Origin of the sequence: Halobaculum sp. MBLA0143 (genome assembly GCF_041361465.1) — an archaeon.
Taxonomy (GTDB): Archaea; Halobacteriota; Halobacteria; order Halobacteriales; family Haloferacaceae; genus JAHENP01.
In genome coordinates this window covers 764,563-780,880 of the sequence record NZ_JBGKAC010000001.1, presented here as the reverse complement: position 1 = coordinate 780,880, position 16,318 = coordinate 764,563, and the positions used below count along the sequence as shown (strand labels likewise).

Below are 16,318 nucleotides of genomic sequence, written 5' to 3'. Positions count from 1 at the left end.
CGCGTCCGACACCGTAGGCTATCGAATGGACTTGCAGGTGTTGGTGGTAGACGACAGCGAGTTCTTCGCCAATCACGTCGCGGAGGCGCTGTCGAGCCACGAGGAAATCCGGACGCGGGTGACGACGGACCCGTCGGTTGCGCGGCGGATCGTCGCCAGGGGGGCGATCCACTGTGTCGTGAGCGACTACCAGATGCCGGAGATGGACGGGGTGGAGCTGCTGCGGTCGATCCGCGAGGACGGTCACGATCAGCCGTTCTTCCTCGTGACGGGAGAGGGGAGCGAGGCTATCGCCAGCGAGGCCATCGCCTCGGGCGTGACCGGCTACGTCCGGAAGGGCGGCGAGGACGAACGCTTCCAGGAGCTACAGAACCGCATCGTCAACGCCGTCCAGCAACGGCAGACGGAACAGAAGTACGAACTGTTGTTCGACAACACGCCGGAGCTGTTGGCGTACGTCGACCGCGACGGGGTGATCCAGACGGCGAACCCGGCGATGGCGGCGGCTCACGACGCGGCGCAGTCGGCGCTGGTCGGCACGAGCCTGTTCGACCTGTACGACGAGGCCGTCGCTCGCCGGCGCGTGGAGGCCGGCCGGGAGGCGTTGGAGACGGGCGAGCCGACACGGCTGGAGGACACCGTCGACGGCGAGCACTTCTCCGCGATCTTCGTCCCCGCGGAGATTCCGGGGGAGCCGCCGATGTTCCAGTTCACCGCTCGAGACGTGACGGACCGAGTGCGGGCCCAACAGAAGCTGGAGGCGACCGTCGAGAAGCTGGAGGAGTCGAACGAACGGCTCGAACAGTTCGCGTACGTCGCCTCACACGACCTGAAGGAGCCGCTACGGATGGTGACGAGCTACGTCCAGCTGTTGGAGAGCCGCTACGGCGACGAACTGGACGAGGACGCCCGAGAGTTCATGGACTTCGCGGTCGACGGGGCAAAGCGGATGGGCGCGATGATCGACGGACTCCTGGAGTACTCTCGGGTCGACACGGACGGCGACCCGATGGTCGAGACGGACCTGGAGACGGTGGTCGACGAGGTGCGTGACGACCTGGCCGTCAGGATCGACGACACGGGTGCGACGGTGACGGCGGACCCGTTGCCGACGCTCGTGGCCGACCGGAACCAGGTGCGGATGCTGTTGCAGAACCTGGTCGCCAACGCGATCAAGTACAGCGAGTCGACGCCACAGATCCACGTCTCGGCGGCCGACCGGGGCGACGAGTGGACGCTCGCGGTGGAAGACGACGGGGTCGGTATCCCGGAGTCCCAACGAGACGCCGTCTTCGAGGTGTTCAATCGGTTGGACGACCGGAGCGACGAGTCCGGCACCGGCATCGGGTTGGCGGTCTGTCGGAAGATCGTGGAGCGTCACGGCGGGGAGATCTGGGTGGAGTCGACCGTCGGCGAGGGGTCGACGTTCTTCGCGTCGTTCCCGAAGCGGGAGCCGGGCGAGCCGGTCGAAGATCCGACCGTGACCGCCGAGGGGGCAGAGCCGTGACGGACGCCGAGCACGTCACGGGTCACATCGACATCCTCCTCGTGGAGGACAACCCCGGCGACGTGCGGCTGACGGAGCTGGCCCTGGAGGAGGTGGGGATCTCACACGATCTCCAAGTGGTGAAAGACGGCAAGGCGGCCGTCGAGCGGCTCCGGGGGTCGGAGTCGGATCCGGGGCCGGATCTGGTGTTGTTGGACCTAGATCTCCCGCGGCTCCACGGCACGGAGGTGCTGGAGGAGCTGAAGTCGGACCCGGAGCTGCGGCGACTCCCGGTGATCGTGTTGACGAGTTCGACGGCCGACGCCGACGTGCGGGCGAGCTACGACAGACACGCGAACGCTTACGTCGAGAAGCCGGCGGACGTGGACGACTTCGTCGAAGTCGCACGGCAGATCGAGCGGTTCTGGCTCTCGACGGTGAGACTCCCACCGTAACGATGCGCTCGAACGATCAGACCCCCGGAGGGGGCACGAGACGGCGAGACGGCGACCGTACAGAGACGAACACGGAGGTGACGGGGGAGCCACCCGGTGAGGCGCCGGTGACGATCCTGTTGATCGAGGACAACGACGGCGACGCCCGGCTGATCCGCGAACTGCTCCAGATGAAAGGCGGGATCGTCAGCGCCGGCGGAGCGGTGTCGCGCAACTTCGAGATCGACCACGTCAGCCGACTGGCCGACGCGGAGTCGCGGCTGGACGGCGACGAAGTCGACATCGTCCTGCTCGATCTGATGTTGCCGGACAGTCGCGGCGAGGAGACGTTGGACGCCGTGCTCGAACTGCGGAGCGACCTCCCGATCATCGTGATGACGGGGCTGAACGACCGCGACTTCGGCGTGGAGGCGGTTCGGCGTGGTGCCCAGGACTTCCTGGTCAAAGGTGAGTTCGACGGGGAGCTCCTGGCGCGGACGATCCGGTACGCCATCGAGCGCAAGAAGAACGAGCGACGGCTGGCCGCCCGGACGGAGGAGCTGGAGATCCTCACCCGTATCCTCCACCACGACATCCGCAACGACATGAACATCGCTCGCGGGACGATCCGGATGGGGATGGACGACGCCAGCCCGGAGGCGACGGAGTCGTTCGAGACGGCGTTGTCGAACGTGGAACACGCCATCGAGATCACGGAGACGGTAGAGCCGTTGTTGGAGAGCATCACCGGCGACGGGAGCCTGGAGACGGAGCCGGTGGACCTCGACGGAGTTCTGGACGAAGAGCTCCGAAAACTGGTGTCGTCGTACCCGGACGTGTCCGTCGACGCGCCGTCGCCCTCGGACGCGACGGTGTCGGCCAACCACATGCTGTCGTCGGTGTTCGGCAACCTCCTCAACAACGCCGTCCAGCACAACGACGACGACCCGACCGTGTCCGTCCGGACGACGGTAGACGAGTCGGAGGGACTCGTCCGCGTGACCGTCGCCGACGACGGGCCCGGGGTGTCCGAGGAGCAGCGTGTCGGGCTGTTCGACCGGGCGCCGCCGGGGTCGTCCAGCAGCGACACCGGGGTCGGGCTGTACCTCGTCGACGTGTTGACCGCGGAGTACGGCGGCGAGGTGTGGGTGGAGGACAGCGACCTCGGCGGCGCGGCGTTCGTCGTGGAGCTGTCGCTGGCCGCGGAGTCGTAGCGGGCGGCGGGGTGTCGTCTGCAATCGACGGATTGAAATGGGTATCGGCGGTACGTCTGGGTGCGTCAGAGACGGCCCGGGTTGGTAGTCTAGTCCGGTTATGACACCTCCTTGACATGGAGGAGGCCGGCGGTTCGAATCCGCCCCAACCCACTTCTGATACCTCGCAACGGTGAGCGACGCGAGCGGGAAGCGAAGCGACCCGCGAGTGGAGCGAGGCGTCCGTGGTATCGAAGTGGGTGGGCAGATTCGAACCAGGGAGTGGAGCGAACGGAGTGAGCGGAACGACCGAGGTTCGAATCCACCCCGACAGCGAAATTTGAGCGGGGAGCGACCAAGTGGAGTGGGTGAGTTCGAGATCTGCTCCTGTCGGGTCGTCGGCAGTTACCGAAATTCCTCGACAGGCGTTCGCACGAATCGACCGAGAGCAGGGCCTTCGGCGACGTACGTCCGCGACGGGACCTCGTCACGCTCAACAAGCCAATCGTGGGCATCACTCGCCGCGCCAGCCTCCACGACAAGCACCGTCGAGCAGCCATCGCCCCGATACTTCTGTAGCTGATCGACTACGTGTTTAGGATCGGCGGTGAGTTTCCTGCTGTGTTCCACTTCGACGGCGAGATTTCCGGTCGGACCACCTGGATCTGTGTAAGTAATATCCGGGTATCCATCCACACCCTCGAAGACGTTGTACGTCGTCTCGCTCTCTTCGACAGAGTCGAGATCGGTCGTGTCCTCGTCGTCGAGATGCTGAACCCGGAGCCTCGCTGATTCGCTTGCACTCTCGTTGAGGGCAGTCAGGGCGCGGGCGAGGATCTTGTCGTGTTCCTCGCTGTCTTCACCGTCACCGAGATTCTCGAGGACGGCTCCCGCAATGCTCCCGACCACTGCACCGGCAGGGCCTGAGAGGAGGAGACCAGCCGTAGTTGTCACTACGGTGAATCCTCCTACGTCAGATTCCCCTCCTCCGAGGGCAGCAGCGTCTACTTCCTCTTTCGTTGCGATCACTGGGTCTGGAATAACCATGCCTCTAGGCGCGGGGGGCAATTTAAATACCTTTCGGCAGCCCTGTAATCTCTGCAGATCACCCCTCGCCGGCGACACGCACAGATCAACGAACGTCCGTCGCAAACAACTACACCCGAACCCGAACGTAATCCCAACCTTTTCGCATAAGATTTACACGGTTACGAGCTAGAGTGGCGAACACGGATGTCAGACAACGACAGGCGGCTGGACAGACGAGGGTTCTTGGGGGGGCTCTCGGGGCTACTGGCGGCGTCGGCGTACTCGCTGACGGTGCCGGAGTCCGTCGCGGCGCAGGTGACGAACGGTGACGACGGGGACGTACAGCAGGTCACGTCGCCGGACGGGTCGATCGAACTGACCCTCGACGCGACCTCGGGAGTGCCGGAGTACGAGGTGGCGTACGAGGGGGCGACGCACGTCGACCCGTCGCCGGTGGGGTTCACCTTCGCGGGGCAGTCGACGTTCGGGACGGGGATCTTCTCCACGGGTCCAGACGTGACGGTGACCGGGACAGAACGCGGGACGGTCACGGAGACGTGGGAGCCGGAGTGGGGGGCCTACGACACGGTGTCTGAGGAGTACAGCTACCTCCGTGTCGGGCTGGCGGAGACGAACGGCCCGGGGCGTTCGGTGAACTTCGAGGCGCGGGTGTTCGACGACGGACTGGGGTTCAGGGTCGTGTTCGACGAGGAGTTCGGGTCGTTCACGATCGACAGCGAGACGACGGAGTTCAACTTCGCGGGCGACTACACGTCCTGGTGGATCGAGAACGAGTGGGTGAACCCCCGGTACGAGCAGGAGTACACGGAGTCGCGGCTGAGTGAGATCCCCGCGGGCGGGTCGTCGACGCGGCCGAACGACAACTACGTCCAACGGGGCGCACACACGCCGTTGACGATGCGGACGAACGACGGGACGTACCTGAGCGTCCACGAGTCGGATCTGGACGACTACGCGAAGATGTCGCTGGCGTCGAAGTCCGGCTCCGGCAGCGAGCGGATGGCGGTGGAGCTGGCGCCGTTGCCGGACGGGTCGTCGGTGAAGGCGACGGCGCCCCACCGGACGCCCTGGCGGACGATCCAGATCGGCGACACGCCGGGGGAGTTGGTGGAGTCACAGCTGATTCCGTTGTTGGCGTCGCCGTTGGACGAGTCGGCGTTCCCGACGGCCGCGGACGGGAGTGTCGACACCTCGTGGCTGGACGCCCGGAAGTACGTCGGCGTCTGGTGGATGATGATCGCCGGCAGCGCCAACTGGGAGTACCGGTCGGACACGGCGCTGTCGAGCGCGGGCCAGAACCCGGCGAAGTACATCCACGGCGCCCGGACGGAGCGGACGAAGCGGTACATGAAGTTCGCGAGCGAGCACGGGATCGACAGCGTCCTCGTGGAGGGGTGGAACGAAGGGTGGTCGACGTACCCCGGCGACGGCACGGGGTTCCAGATGGGCGTCGACGACTCCTACCCGGACTTCGACGTGTCGACGGTGACGGACTACGGCGCCGGCCTCTCGGAGTCCGTGGAACTGACGATCCACAACGAGACGGCGGGCAACGTCGTCACCTACGAAGACGAGATCGACCGGGGGATCTTCCCCGAGTACGAGGCGGCGGGGATCAGGTCGATCAAGAACGGCTACGTGAAAGATCCCGGCTTGGGGTTCGAGGGGAGCGGCGCGACCGCGAGCCACACCCAGCACTGTCAGCGGTCCGTCAACCACCACAGGCTGGTGATGCGGGAGGCGGCCGCCAACCGGCAGATGCTGGAGATCCACGAGGGGCTGCCGCCGACGGGTGAGATCCGGACGTACCCGAACGTGGCGGCACGGGAGGTGGTGAAGGCGCAGGAGTACGACGGCTTCGGCGAACTGGGCGCGGACGTGGGGCGGGAGCACCACGTCACGCTGCCGTTCACGCGGATGCTCGCGGGGCCGACGAGCTACCAGCCCGGGATCTTCGATCTGACGTTCGAGGACAACGACCCCAGTCGAGTCCAGAGCACGCTCGCCAAGCAGTTGGCGATGTACCCGACGTACCTCGCCGGGCTCCAGATGGCGGCCGACCGGATCGAGGCGTACGTGTCGCCGACGCTGTCCGTCGGCGAGTTCGTCCAGGCGCCCGCCGGGGAACTGGACGGGATGATCACGGCAGACCAGTGGCGGAACTGCTACGGCGGGAACTACGTCCCGATCGACCCGAGCCGCGAGCCGGACGGGGCGACGGTGTCGTTCGCCGTCAGCGTGCCGAGCGCGGGGACGTACGACCTCCACCTCCGGTACGCGGCCGACGCCGAGCAGAACAGGCAGGTCGTCACGGACGACGGACCGGAGGCGACGCTCGTCGTCGACGGGGCGGAGCAACCACTGCGGCCGCCGTTCACGAGCTACTGGGACGACTGGCAGATCCACACGGTGTCGGTCGACCTCCAAGCGGGCGACAACACGGTCGCGGTGAAGCTGAACGCGTACGACGTCGGCGGGTTCAATCTAGACGCGGTCGGCGTGAGCGCCCCCGGCGGGGAGTCGCCGGTCGCGGCGAACTTCGGCGACGTGGACCCGAGTCGAGAGAACTACGACACGGTGCCGGCGTTCGACTTCGTGGAGGCGGTGCCGACAGACTGGGACGAGACCCGGGTCGTCGACGCCGGAATCGGCGACTACGTCGTCACGGCCAGGCGGTCGGGCGACGAGTGGTACCTCGGGGCGATGACGGACGGGAACGCCCGCGACGTGACGGTGTCGTTGGACTTCCTGTCGCCCGTCGGCGGCTGGACGGTGACGGAGTACGCCGACGCGCCGGGGACGGACGTGGAGACAGCGCCGGACGAGGTGTCCGTCTCGGAGTACGGCGTCGGGGCCGGCGACACGGTGACAATCTCGATGGCCGCCGGCGGCGGGACGGCGATGCGGATCCGGCCGTCCTGACTGGGACGGCTCACTCCGGCGGCCACTCTGTGGCGCGCCGGTCGACGAACTCGCCGCGGCGCGCCGGCAGCGTTGCGAACCACGCGGCGCCGTTCGCCTCGCCCGGCTGGACCGAGATCTCGCCGCCGGCGTACGTCCCGCGGTAGAACAGGTGCAGCGAGTGGCTGGCGTCGTCCGTGTCGGGGACCGACCAGATGCGGTGGAGGACGAGCCAGGGGTCACTCGGGTCACAGTCGACGCCGGTCTCCTCGCGCACCTCGCGGACGGCTGCGGTCTCGTGATCCTCGCCGGGCTCGATTCCGCCGCCGGGGATACCCCAGTACTCTCGCTCACCACGCGGGAACAACAGGAGCACCCGCGGGCGGTCGTCCGGCTCCTCGTCCGTCGAGGGGGAGGTGGGCGGTGCGTCCTCGGGGTCGCGGACGACCCAGACGTGGGCGCTGCCGCGGTACGGCTCCACCCGCTCGTAGTCGGCGAACTCCTCGGCAGACACCTCGATCTCGCGGGTCTCGGACGGTACGTCCGGGTAGGCACGCTCGTAGGCCGCGCGTCGTTCGCGCACCCAGTCGAGTTCCAGTTGTGTCACGCCGGAGTCTCCGGTGCCACCGACAAGAGGATTCCGTGGTGCCGTCACCGGGCCGTGGCACGACGGTGAACGCTTTTGGCTCGTCCCGGACACGTCTAGCGTATGGAGGGCGCAGACAGGTTCTTCCTCGGAGTGGTCGTGGTGTTCTTCCTGTTGTTACTGATCGGCGTCGCCATCAGCCTCCTGTAGTCGCGTCACACCAGAGCGTACCGTCCGTCGTCACGGACCACCAGGTCGGCGTCTCGGAGTGTCCCGAGGACGCTGTACAACGAGATCAGTTTCATGTCGAGCCCCTCACACAGCTCCGACTCCGTCACGGGCCCGTGTGTCGCCAGGTACAGGTAGACGAGCTTCGCGCGCGGCGACGAGACCGTGTCCGGGACGGTGACGCTCTCGGGTGCGACAGCGTTCACCGACTCCTCGCCCGACTCCCCCGTGTGACTCGCGTGTGCCGTGTGCATTCGTACACGCCACCATGGCTTCGACACACGTAAAACTACCTCACGACGATAGTCGAACTATCGTGATAGTGAGTCTCGGAGGCTCTACAGCCCGTTTCACGGCAGATCAGTGAGAACAACTCCGGTACGAAACCGACTCTGGAGGCTGGGATCTTCGACTACCGACGCACCGGGGGGTGACGGCTGCCGGACGACAGCGGCGGGCCTGGGTGGGTCACGTTTTCAGTCCGGACCCGGTGAGCGGGACGACCACGTCGGCGTCGGGCGCGAGGACGCCCCGCTGGCGGAACTGTCGGAGCGCGGCCGGTGCGGTCGCACACGTCGGCTCCGTGTAGAACCCCGCCTGGCCGAGCCGGTCCAGCTCCGTCTCGACGGTCTCGCCGGACACGGCGACGGCGTCACCGTCCGTCTCTCGGAGCGCAGTGTGGATCTCCGCCCGCCGCACCGGGTCGGCGATCTGGATCCCATCCGCGAGGTCGTTGTCGCCGGCCGCGGCCGTCGCCCCGGCTCTGTCGGCGACGACCGGCGCCGTACCGGCCGCCTGCGCCGCAAAGAGACGCGGGAGCTCCTCGATCCACCCGGCGGCCAGGAGCGCCTGGAAGCCGTAGTACGCCCCCAGAAACAGGGTGCCGTGACCCAACGGGACGACGACGGCGTCGGGCGCCGTCCAGTCGCGCTGGGCCGCGATCTCGTACGCGACCGTCGCGGTCCCGGCCAGGAACGACGGTCGCCAGGCGTGGCTGGCGTACCAGGCGTCGCCGGTCTCCACCGCCTCGACACAGGCGTCCGTCACGTCGCCGCGGCTCCCCTCCACCCGGACGGGCGCTGCGCCGGCTCGTCGGATCGCCGTCAGCTTCGACGGCTTCACGTCCGCCGGGACGTACACCTCGGCGTCGATTCCAGCCCGGGCGGCGTACGTCGCCACTGCCGCGCCGGCGTTGCCCGAGGAGTCTTCCACCACGTGATCGACACCCAGCGCCGCCGCGCGCGACAGCGTCGCCGTCGCTCCACGGTCCTTGAAGCTGGCCGTCGGGAACACGTACTCCAGCTTGAACTGTGCGTCCCACGCCGGTGCCGCGACGAGCGGGGTCCCGCCCTCGCCGAGCGTCACCAGCGGGGACTCCGGGAGCAGCGACTCGTAGCGCCACAGCCCGGGGTGGCCGGCCGTGTCGGGCGGGTCGCCGGCCTCGCGGGCAAGCGCCGTCGGCGGCTCGGCGTACGACAGCGGCGCACCACAGCGACACCGCCACCTGTCGCGGTACTCCCGCTCACACTCCGGGCAGACGAGTCGCGCGAGCGTGTCGTCGGTCACACGCCCGCTCGTCCCCGCAGCGACCAGTAGGTGTCGGTCCGGTCGGCGAGTCTCCACCGGTCAGTCGACGTCGGCGGGCGCCCCGTCGGCCGGTCGACGTCAGCGGTAGCCCAGTGCGTCCAACCGCTCGTCTAACCCCTCGGCGAACTCGTTGTCGGAGGCGTCGGCGAACTCGGTGATCTCGTCTAACGGCTCCCCCAGCGTCACCGACGACCCGCGGTGGTCGTCGCGTGCCGCGACGACCCGGTCGCCGTCGATCTCTCCCCGGTCCGTCGCCTCCCGTCGCCCCCGACGGAGCGTCTCGTAGCCGTCCGGCCCCCACCGGGCCCGTTTGACCACCGCGTCGCCCGGGCGATCCTCGTACACCACGTCCGCTCGTCGGGCGTACGGGGTCGCCGACCCACAGATCCGTTCCGCCTCCTCGCGCATCGCGGCCGTGATCGGTCGCTGTGACGCCAGCGCGACCCCGTCGTCGGCGACGAACGCCCCGCCGTCGACCGGAGCCTCCCCCAGCGCCAACGCTCGCACGGCGTCGGGGAACGCCGTCAGCGTCGCCAGGTCGTCTACTCGACGCCCGCGCCGCTGGCCCGGCGCCCGCACTACCAACGGAACGTGAAACAGATTGTCGTGGGTACCGAGCCGGTGGCTCACCGCCGGCGGCTCCGACTCCAGAGCCGTCGCCTCTCCCAGTCCCTCGCCGTGGTCCGACGTGAACACGACGAGGGTGTCCTCCAGCGTCCCGGCGTCGTCCAGCCCGGCGAGCAACTGCTCGAAGATCGCGTCCGCCTGCCGCACCCCACCGTCGTAGATCGCCTCCAACAACGACGCGAACCCCAGCGACACCTCGCCGGCGAGGAACTCCCAGTGCCACTTGTACCCCATCTCCTCTTGGAGCGCCCGCACCCGGTCGTCGCTCCACTCGTCGTACGCCGCCCGGGGCTCGTACGGTCGGTGGGTGTCCATCAGGTTCAGACACGCCGCCCACCGGTCGCGCCCGTCTGCCCACTCCAGCAGCCGATCCGCGTAGTAGAACCCGTTCGGCCAGTCGCCCAGGCTGCCGCCCGTGTCGTACGTCTCGTCCCACGACTCCGGGGTCCCCTCGGCCGTCTGGAACGGGCGATCCAGCCCGCTCTCGTGGGCCGTCAAGAACGGGTTGTCCGAGAACAGTCCGGTGTCGTACCCCCGCTCGGCCAGCTCCTCCCAGATCGTGTGGCCGAGTCGGAACCGGTCCGTGATCTCGAACTCGTGGGCCGCCGCGTCGTGGCCAGTGAACATCGAGACGTGACTCGGCACCGTCCAGTTGCTCGGCGCCCGGGCCTGCGTGTACACCGTCGCCTCCGACGCGAACGCCGAGAGGAACGGCGTCGTCTCTCGTCGGTAGCCCAGGGCGGAGGTGTTCGCGGCTCTGAGACTGTCCGCGATCACCAAGAGAACGTTGTAGTCTGTCACATCGGCCCCGAAGGCCGGCGTGGATTTAGGCCCCTCGTTCGGGCGTCACTCGACTCTGACGCTCGTGTCCACGAGCAGACTGTCGGAGGGAAGGTGGACGATCCGGACGTTCACCTCACTCGGAATCGCGCTCTTATTTGTGCCGATCGTCTGTTGATCACCGACCTCGAGGTCCGCTGTGCCGTCTTGGCTGAAGTACGACGAGTTCTCGACGATCACCCGGAGATTGTCTCCGGTGAGCGTGTCACCACCGTCGTGTGCGATGGTGACGTTCAGGTTGCCAGATGCGTTCTCCGTTGCCGACACGCTCAACTGCGACTGTGGCGGCTGTTCTAAGTCGCCGCCGATTCCGAGCACGAAGCTGCCGATGACGGCAGCCAGGATCACCGTGATCGCCACCATCAGGATCACGCCGATTACCGGGCTGACCGCGCGGTCCGAGTCGTCCGTCCAGTTTCTGAGTTGCTGTATCATTGGTTTCCAACCGACACGGAAGTGACGGTCGTCGCGTGTCCGGTCAATCCGGTGTCCCCCCAGCGCGACGACCCCCCTCCGGTCACTTGTCGATAATAGTTGGATCGCCCCGACTTAAATGGTTTTTGTGACACCGACACCCACGCGGGGAAGTAGCGGCTTCGACCGCGTCGATCCGGTCGCACCCGTCGACCTCTCACGTCGCTCCGCGGTGCGGGACGTTTCGGAGCGACTGGCTCGCAGGGCACGCATTCGAGCCGTCTCCTCGTCGGGTTGTGAGCGACGAGCCGACGCCCCCGTGCGTCGCGACGACGGCCGTCGCGGTCGTCGCCGCGACCACGCGGGTCGACGTGTGGTCACGTCCCACACACATCTTGAACACCGACGACTCGGACACTCGTGTGTGAGACTCGTCGAAGCGACCGCGGCGGACCTCGACACGCTCGTCGAACTGTGGTACGACCTCGCCGTCGAGATGGAGGCGTACGACGAGCTGAACGACCTCGTCTACACGGAGCCCGACGAGGTGCCCGACGACTGGTTCCGCGACAACCTCGACAGCGAGACCAACACCGACTACCTCGTCGTCCACGACGGCGAGACGATCGGGTTCTGTAGCCTCGCCGAGAACGATCACGCCGCCTGGAGCGACGCTGGGCGGCTCCGAATCGTGAATCTCTACGTCGAGGAAGGGGTTCGCGGCCAGGGTCACGGCACGGCCGTGGTGGAGCGGGTCCGCGAGATAGCCCGAGAGCGCGGCTGTGATCTGCTGGAGGTCTCCTGCGAGTGGGACAACGACGGTGCGCGGCGGTTCTACCGGGACTCGGGGTTCCGGCCGAAGCAGGTGGACTTCGTGCAGTCGGTGGAGTGACCGAGCCCTCTCTCCCGCTGTCCCCCGGCCCGGACTCGGTTCCTCCGCCCGCTCGGCCCCCCGTTCGAGTCGGGTCGGTCGAACGTCTCTCCTCACTCGCTTCGCTCGTTCGTCGAAGAGGTCCACCCTACCCGATTCGAACGAGGACTGCGGTGGGGAGACAGGCCGATACCGGGCCAGGCGCTCGGGTGTCTCACCGCCGGCGTGGGTTCGTGGAGACGACAGTCGAGGGCTCGTCGCACACGGGAAACAGTAGGGCTCTCGCACGACGCGGAGACGACGCCTTCGAGAGACTTGGGTAGGCCCACGGATACTGTCTCGAGCAGTTCGTGCACCGACGTGGACGGAGAGGCCACACCAGCCCCGACGACCTCGGGTGTGTCTCGTCTCCCTCCGGACGACAGCTACTATTTTGTGCAACTGTACCCCTCGGCGCGCGGCGGTCGTTCGGCGGTTGTGTACGTGTCGACTCACCCGAAACGAGCGGGAGAGTCGTCACGGACCCGGACGAATCCCGCGTGAACTCGACCCGAAATTGGGTGGGAGTTCGAAAAACGAGTTTACTGTTGGATCCACGCCCGTGAGACGAGGCAGACGCCTCGGATACCATGGAGAGACGAACACGACGACGAGTCCTGAAGACGGGAGCAACGCTGGCGGCGACAGTCGGTGTCGCCGGCACCGCAGCGGCCGGAAACCGTGGCGGCAACGAAGGCGACAACGGGAACAACGGCAAGCAGTTCGGCCGCGTCTGGGCGGACGGCACGTTGTTCCGGACGAACGTAGTGAAGACACTGGACGAGCAGCCGGATCCGGACGACCCGATCTACTTCCTCCACGACGGCTCGGCACCGATCGTGGGGTCGGTCGGTGCGCAGGGGTCCCCGTTCGTCTCGAAGTCCTCGCCGGGCGAACGGAGCTGGAACGGCGGACAGTGGACGCACTTCTCGGCCGAGGTGACTGACGTCGAGGCGTTCCGCGCCGCGGTCGCGGAGGACGGCCCGTTCGCCTCCAGTGAACGTGTCGTGTCGGCCGACTTCGTCGAGGTGACACTCGGCCGCCCCGGCTTCGGCCCCCCGAACTTCTTCCTCTGTCCGCTCAACGGACGGGCCTGACGCGGCGACCCGTCCGGAGTCAGACACGAGCGTACCGATCGACCGCGGTCCCGCCGCGTGCGCCGCGGTCGAACGAGACGGCGTCGGTCGACCGACCGATCACGCTACTCACGTCTCCGGGGTGGCACCCTCCCCCCCAGGACGTGAGACGACGCTTCTGAGAGGGCCGTACGAACTCACAGGTACCCCCGAGCACCTCGTTCGCTAGTGTGGAGAGGAGACCGCACTAATCTCACGACCTCACTGGTCGCACCGTACGAGAATCGGCTCTGGCGAGACGACGACGACGGCTCCACGCCGGTCGAGAGCAGGCTCACTGTCGTCCGAGCGGTGCAGGACGGTCTCCACAGGGCGCAGGCGTTCTCCTTCACGGGCTAGCAGAGGCCTGTGATCGAACAGGAGTCCGGCGGACGGCAGACGGACGCGAGTCCCGAGTGAGTGCGTCGGACGGTTCGAGCCACCGTCGGGGACGACGAGTGGGGTGTCGACCGAGAGATACTGAGGTTCGAGAGTGTAGTCACGCCACCGAACTGCAGAACACAGACCGACCACGGATCACCCCCCGACGCCGGGTGAGTGATCGGGCGACGGACGACCGACCCGACGACGGTTACGGGTCGAGCCGGGTGCCGTCCAACGCCCTGAGGTCCTGTCCCCTGCCCGGGCCGAACCTGCCGTCCGCGTCGATTGCCGTCTCGTCTCCGACGTCGGCCAGGTTGTCGGCCGCGACGACGGCGAAGCTCCCCCCGTAACCGCTCCCGGTGTTCGGTTCGTCCTGTTCGAGGCCGACGGTGACGGACTCGCCGACCGGAATCTTCAGGACGGTCGACAGCTCCGAGTCGAGGAACGTGCCACTCGACCGGTTGCCGTCTTGGAACAGGATCCGCTCGCCGGCGACCTGCGCGTAGAAGGCGCCGTTAGCGGTCGTGGACGTGTCGTCCCTGATGATGGCGAACACGTCGCTGGTGCCTCGATTTGTGACGACGAACAGGTTGTCGATGGCGGTAGCGGCGTCCCTGTTGACACCTTGACCGCCGGCGTCGGTGTTCGCCACGTCGATACCGACGGTGCCGCCAGTGTCGGTGACGAACGCGTCGGCGTTGGGGGATCGGCGGCCGCGAGCCCGAGGAGGGCGTTCGTGTCGTGCGCCACGTCGACCGCGATGGAACGCTCCGCGCTGACACTAGTGAACGCACCTGTACCAGTCGCAGCGGCCGTGCCGGCCGCAAGCGATCCCAAACCTACGATGAACTCTCGTCGTTGCATTGTTGATCTCTCGTCGCGTCCGCCCTACAACCGGTTGCTGGGTCAGACGCGTCTGTCTGTTCGGTTACACCCAACTTGTTGTGGGGTGATTGAGAGTCCTCTCTGGCTAATTGCTCTGCTCTCGTCCTGTTCAAGAGAGTGGTTCGAACCGTATTGCTCGACCTAATCGGCTCGACGTGTCGACAGGCGACCGTTCGACCAGTTCTCGGACTCCGGTAATCTCGTTTACACTGCCAGAACAGAAGTCGAGTGAACGTGTGTTGGGGGTATCTGATCTCCAAATGTGTTAATGTGTACGGAGACGCACAACGGTGGTCACACACGGCTCACACTCTGTTCGACACGGACCAGTCGAGACGAGATCGTACGAGGGTGCGAGTTCACTCGGCTCCGAGCCGGCCGTCGAGGAGATCCGCCCTCCCCGATTCGAACTCGGTCACTCCGCTCGCTTCGCTCGCTCCGCTCGTCTGTTCGTCCGCACCGCTCTGCCCTCCCCGATTTGAACTCGGTCACTCCGCTCGCTTCGCTCGCTTCGCTCCCTGTTCAAATCGGGTCGGTTGGATCTCTCTCCTCGCTCACTTCGTTCGCTCGTCGAGAAGATCCGCCCTCCCCGATTTGAACGGGGGGCAAGCCGATCTACAGTCGGCTGCTCTACCAGTCTGAGCTAAGGGCGGACACGAACAGCTAACCGCCGAGTCGAACTTAAGCGTTCTCATTCGACCGGGGTACGGGAGCCCGACACACCCCGATCACAGTCTTTTCCCCCACCCACGTCGGAGCCGACGCCGTGACCGACGACCACAGACAGGCCACCATCGGCGCCGACGGCGAACTCTCCGATCGCTCGCCCGACGCCGACGACACGGACGACTTCGGCGACCCGAAAGACGCCGACGACACGGACGGCGGGTTCTCCCGGTACACCGTCGCCAGCCTGCTCCAGAAGGCAGTCCGGCGCTCCGACGAGGAGACGGCCGCGTGGGCCGCCTGGGAGCTGGCCCGTTCTGGCTTCGCCTGGAACGTCTGGGACCGGCTCAACCTCTTCGTCGTCGAAGACCTCGGAGCCGGGCAACGCGTCGCGCTCACCGTCCAGCGCTACGAGGAACTGGCGACCGAACGGTGGGAGCCGGGCGAGTGGCGCGGGCGGCTGTGTGCGATCCACGCCGCGCTGGCGTGTGCCCGGGCTCGCTCGTCCCGGGAAGCGTCCAACGCCGACGAGTACTTCCGGAACGTCGCCGAGATCCGCGCCGACGCGGCCGCCGACGACGAGGAACCCGCCCACGACTTCCCGGTCGGCGAGTTCGAGCCCGACGGCCGCTTCGACGCCGTCTTCGACGGTCACACCGCCGCCGGGAGCGAGCGAGACCGCGGCGCCGCCTTCTTCAAGACCCGCGGCGCCCGCGTCGGCCCGGAGGGGGAGCCGGACCACAGCGCCCGCTGGCAGCGACTCAACATGGCGTTCCACGACGCCGACTTCGACGAGGACGACGTGCGACGCGCGCTCGCGCCGGTCGACGCCGACGACCCCTGGGGGGAGCCGTCCGTCGGCGGTACCGACGTCGACGACGCGACGGACCGTGGTTCTCGGCCCGACGACGCGGCCGACACCGACGAGGCGGTAGAGGGCAACGACACGGCCGACGACGACGACGCTTGACGAACACCGGACTTATTCTGCTGCCAGTCGGAGTCTCGGTCC

14 protein-coding genes and 2 tRNA genes are annotated in these 16,318 nt (G+C 67.2%); 8 read left to right on the top strand and 8 right to left on the bottom strand.

Translation table 11 applies throughout. The annotated features are described in order from the left end of the window. Positions 1-25 precede the first annotated feature (25 nt). The 4 genes from RYH79_RS04055 to RYH79_RS04040 all read left to right on the top strand — a co-directional run bounded on the left by RYH79_RS04055 (position 26) and on the right by RYH79_RS04040 (position 3,287). The gene (locus RYH79_RS04055; RefSeq protein ID WP_370896495.1) at positions 26-1,507 is read left to right on the top strand and encodes a sensor histidine kinase; all 1,482 of its coding nucleotides are present in this window, start codon (positions 26-28) and stop codon (positions 1,505-1,507) included. Next, complete coding sequence (locus RYH79_RS04050; RefSeq protein ID WP_370896493.1) at positions 1,504-1,941, top strand: response regulator; 438 nt, start codon at positions 1,504-1,506, stop codon at positions 1,939-1,941. Before RYH79_RS04055 ends, RYH79_RS04050 begins: the two co-directional genes overlap by 4 nt. Before the next feature lie 2 nt (positions 1,942-1,943). Continuing rightward, complete coding sequence (locus RYH79_RS04045) at positions 1,944-3,134, top strand: hybrid sensor histidine kinase/response regulator (protein ID WP_370896491.1); 1,191 nt, start codon at positions 1,944-1,946, stop codon at positions 3,132-3,134. Positions 3,135-3,212: 78 nt separating this feature from the next. Beyond that, positions 3,213-3,287, top strand: a tRNA-Val gene (locus RYH79_RS04040). Positions 3,288-3,518: 231 nt separating this feature from the next. Here the strand turns inward: RYH79_RS04040 and RYH79_RS04035 are convergent. Next, the gene (locus RYH79_RS04035; RefSeq protein ID WP_370896489.1) at positions 3,519-4,160 is read right to left on the bottom strand and encodes a hypothetical protein; all 642 of its coding nucleotides are present in this window, start codon (positions 4,158-4,160) and stop codon (positions 3,519-3,521) included. Positions 4,161-4,346: 186 nt separating this feature from the next. Here RYH79_RS04035 and RYH79_RS04030 point away from each other — a divergent pair, with 186 nt between their 5' ends. After that, complete coding sequence (locus RYH79_RS04030; protein ID WP_370896487.1) at positions 4,347-7,085, top strand: glycoside hydrolase family 97 N-terminal domain-containing protein; 2,739 nt, start codon at positions 4,347-4,349, stop codon at positions 7,083-7,085. A 10-nt stretch (positions 7,086-7,095) separates the two neighbouring features. Here RYH79_RS04030 and RYH79_RS04025 read toward each other — a convergent pair whose 3' ends face one another. The 5 genes from RYH79_RS04025 to RYH79_RS04005 all read right to left on the bottom strand — a co-directional run bounded on the left by RYH79_RS04025 (position 7,096) and on the right by RYH79_RS04005 (position 11,367). Continuing rightward, a complete protein-coding gene (locus RYH79_RS04025; protein WP_370896485.1) occupies positions 7,096-7,671 on the bottom strand; it encodes an NUDIX hydrolase in 576 nt (191 codons plus the stop codon). A 194-nt stretch (positions 7,672-7,865) separates the two neighbouring features. Next, a complete protein-coding gene (locus RYH79_RS04020) occupies positions 7,866-8,132 on the bottom strand; it encodes a TrmB family transcriptional regulator (RefSeq protein ID WP_370896484.1) in 267 nt (88 codons plus the stop codon). Between the two features lie 214 nt (positions 8,133-8,346). After that, positions 8,347-9,444, bottom strand: coding sequence for a pyridoxal-phosphate dependent enzyme (locus RYH79_RS04015; RefSeq protein ID WP_370896483.1), 1,098 nt, complete (start codon positions 9,442-9,444; stop codon positions 8,347-8,349). A gap of 99 nt (positions 9,445-9,543) precedes the next feature. Continuing rightward, entirely contained in the window at positions 9,544-10,893 is a 1,350-nt protein-coding gene (locus RYH79_RS04010) for a sulfatase (RefSeq protein WP_370896481.1), read from the bottom strand. A 45-nt stretch (positions 10,894-10,938) separates the two neighbouring features. Further along, positions 10,939-11,367 (bottom strand): type IV pilin domain-containing protein, encoded by a 429-nt coding sequence (locus tag RYH79_RS04005; protein WP_370896479.1) that lies wholly within the window; start codon positions 11,365-11,367, stop codon positions 10,939-10,941. Between the two features lie 403 nt (positions 11,368-11,770). Here RYH79_RS04005 and RYH79_RS04000 point away from each other — a divergent pair, with 403 nt between their 5' ends. Together RYH79_RS04000 and RYH79_RS03995 are read left to right on the top strand one after the other, a co-directional pair. Continuing rightward, entirely contained in the window at positions 11,771-12,238 is a 468-nt protein-coding gene (locus RYH79_RS04000) for a GNAT family N-acetyltransferase (RefSeq protein WP_370896477.1), read from the top strand. A gap of 608 nt (positions 12,239-12,846) precedes the next feature. Continuing rightward, on the top strand, positions 12,847-13,353 hold the full coding sequence (locus RYH79_RS03995) for a hypothetical protein (RefSeq protein WP_370896475.1): 507 nt from the start codon (positions 12,847-12,849) through the stop codon (positions 13,351-13,353). A 610-nt stretch (positions 13,354-13,963) separates the two neighbouring features. On the opposite strand, the gene RYH79_RS03990 is transcribed toward RYH79_RS03995, so the two are convergent. Both RYH79_RS03990 and RYH79_RS03985 read right to left on the bottom strand, forming a co-directional pair. Then, complete coding sequence (locus RYH79_RS03990; protein ID WP_370896473.1) at positions 13,964-14,407, bottom strand: hypothetical protein; 444 nt, start codon at positions 14,405-14,407, stop codon at positions 13,964-13,966. An 812-nt stretch (positions 14,408-15,219) separates the two neighbouring features. Further along, positions 15,220-15,293, bottom strand: a tRNA-Tyr gene (locus RYH79_RS03985). 113 nt (positions 15,294-15,406) lie between these two features. On the opposite strand from RYH79_RS03985, the gene RYH79_RS03980 reads away from it, so the two are divergent. Next, the gene (locus RYH79_RS03980) at positions 15,407-16,276 is read left to right on the top strand and encodes a hypothetical protein (RefSeq protein WP_370896471.1); all 870 of its coding nucleotides are present in this window, start codon (positions 15,407-15,409) and stop codon (positions 16,274-16,276) included. Positions 16,277-16,318 lie beyond the last annotated feature (42 nt).

Bases quoted from the DNA above. Each gene is read 5' to 3' on its own strand.
- RYH79_RS04055 (WP_370896495.1), top strand. From the start codon at position 26: ATGGACTTGCAGGTGTTGGTGGTAGACGACAGCGAGTTCTTCGCCAAT.
- RYH79_RS04005 (WP_370896479.1), bottom strand. From the start codon at position 11,367: ATGATACAGCAACTCAGAAACTGGACGGACGACTCGGACCGCGCGGTC.
- RYH79_RS04035 (WP_370896489.1), bottom strand. From the start codon at position 4,160: ATGGTTATTCCAGACCCAGTGATCGCAACGAAAGAGGAAGTAGACGCT.
- RYH79_RS04020 (WP_370896484.1), bottom strand. From the start codon at position 8,132: ATGCACACGGCACACGCGAGTCACACGGGGGAGTCGGGCGAGGAGTCG.
- RYH79_RS03995 (WP_370896475.1), top strand. From the start codon at position 12,847: ATGGAGAGACGAACACGACGACGAGTCCTGAAGACGGGAGCAACGCTG.
- RYH79_RS04030 (WP_370896487.1), top strand. From the start codon at position 4,347: ATGTCAGACAACGACAGGCGGCTGGACAGACGAGGGTTCTTGGGGGGG.
- RYH79_RS04045 (WP_370896491.1), top strand. From the start codon at position 1,944: ATGCGCTCGAACGATCAGACCCCCGGAGGGGGCACGAGACGGCGAGAC.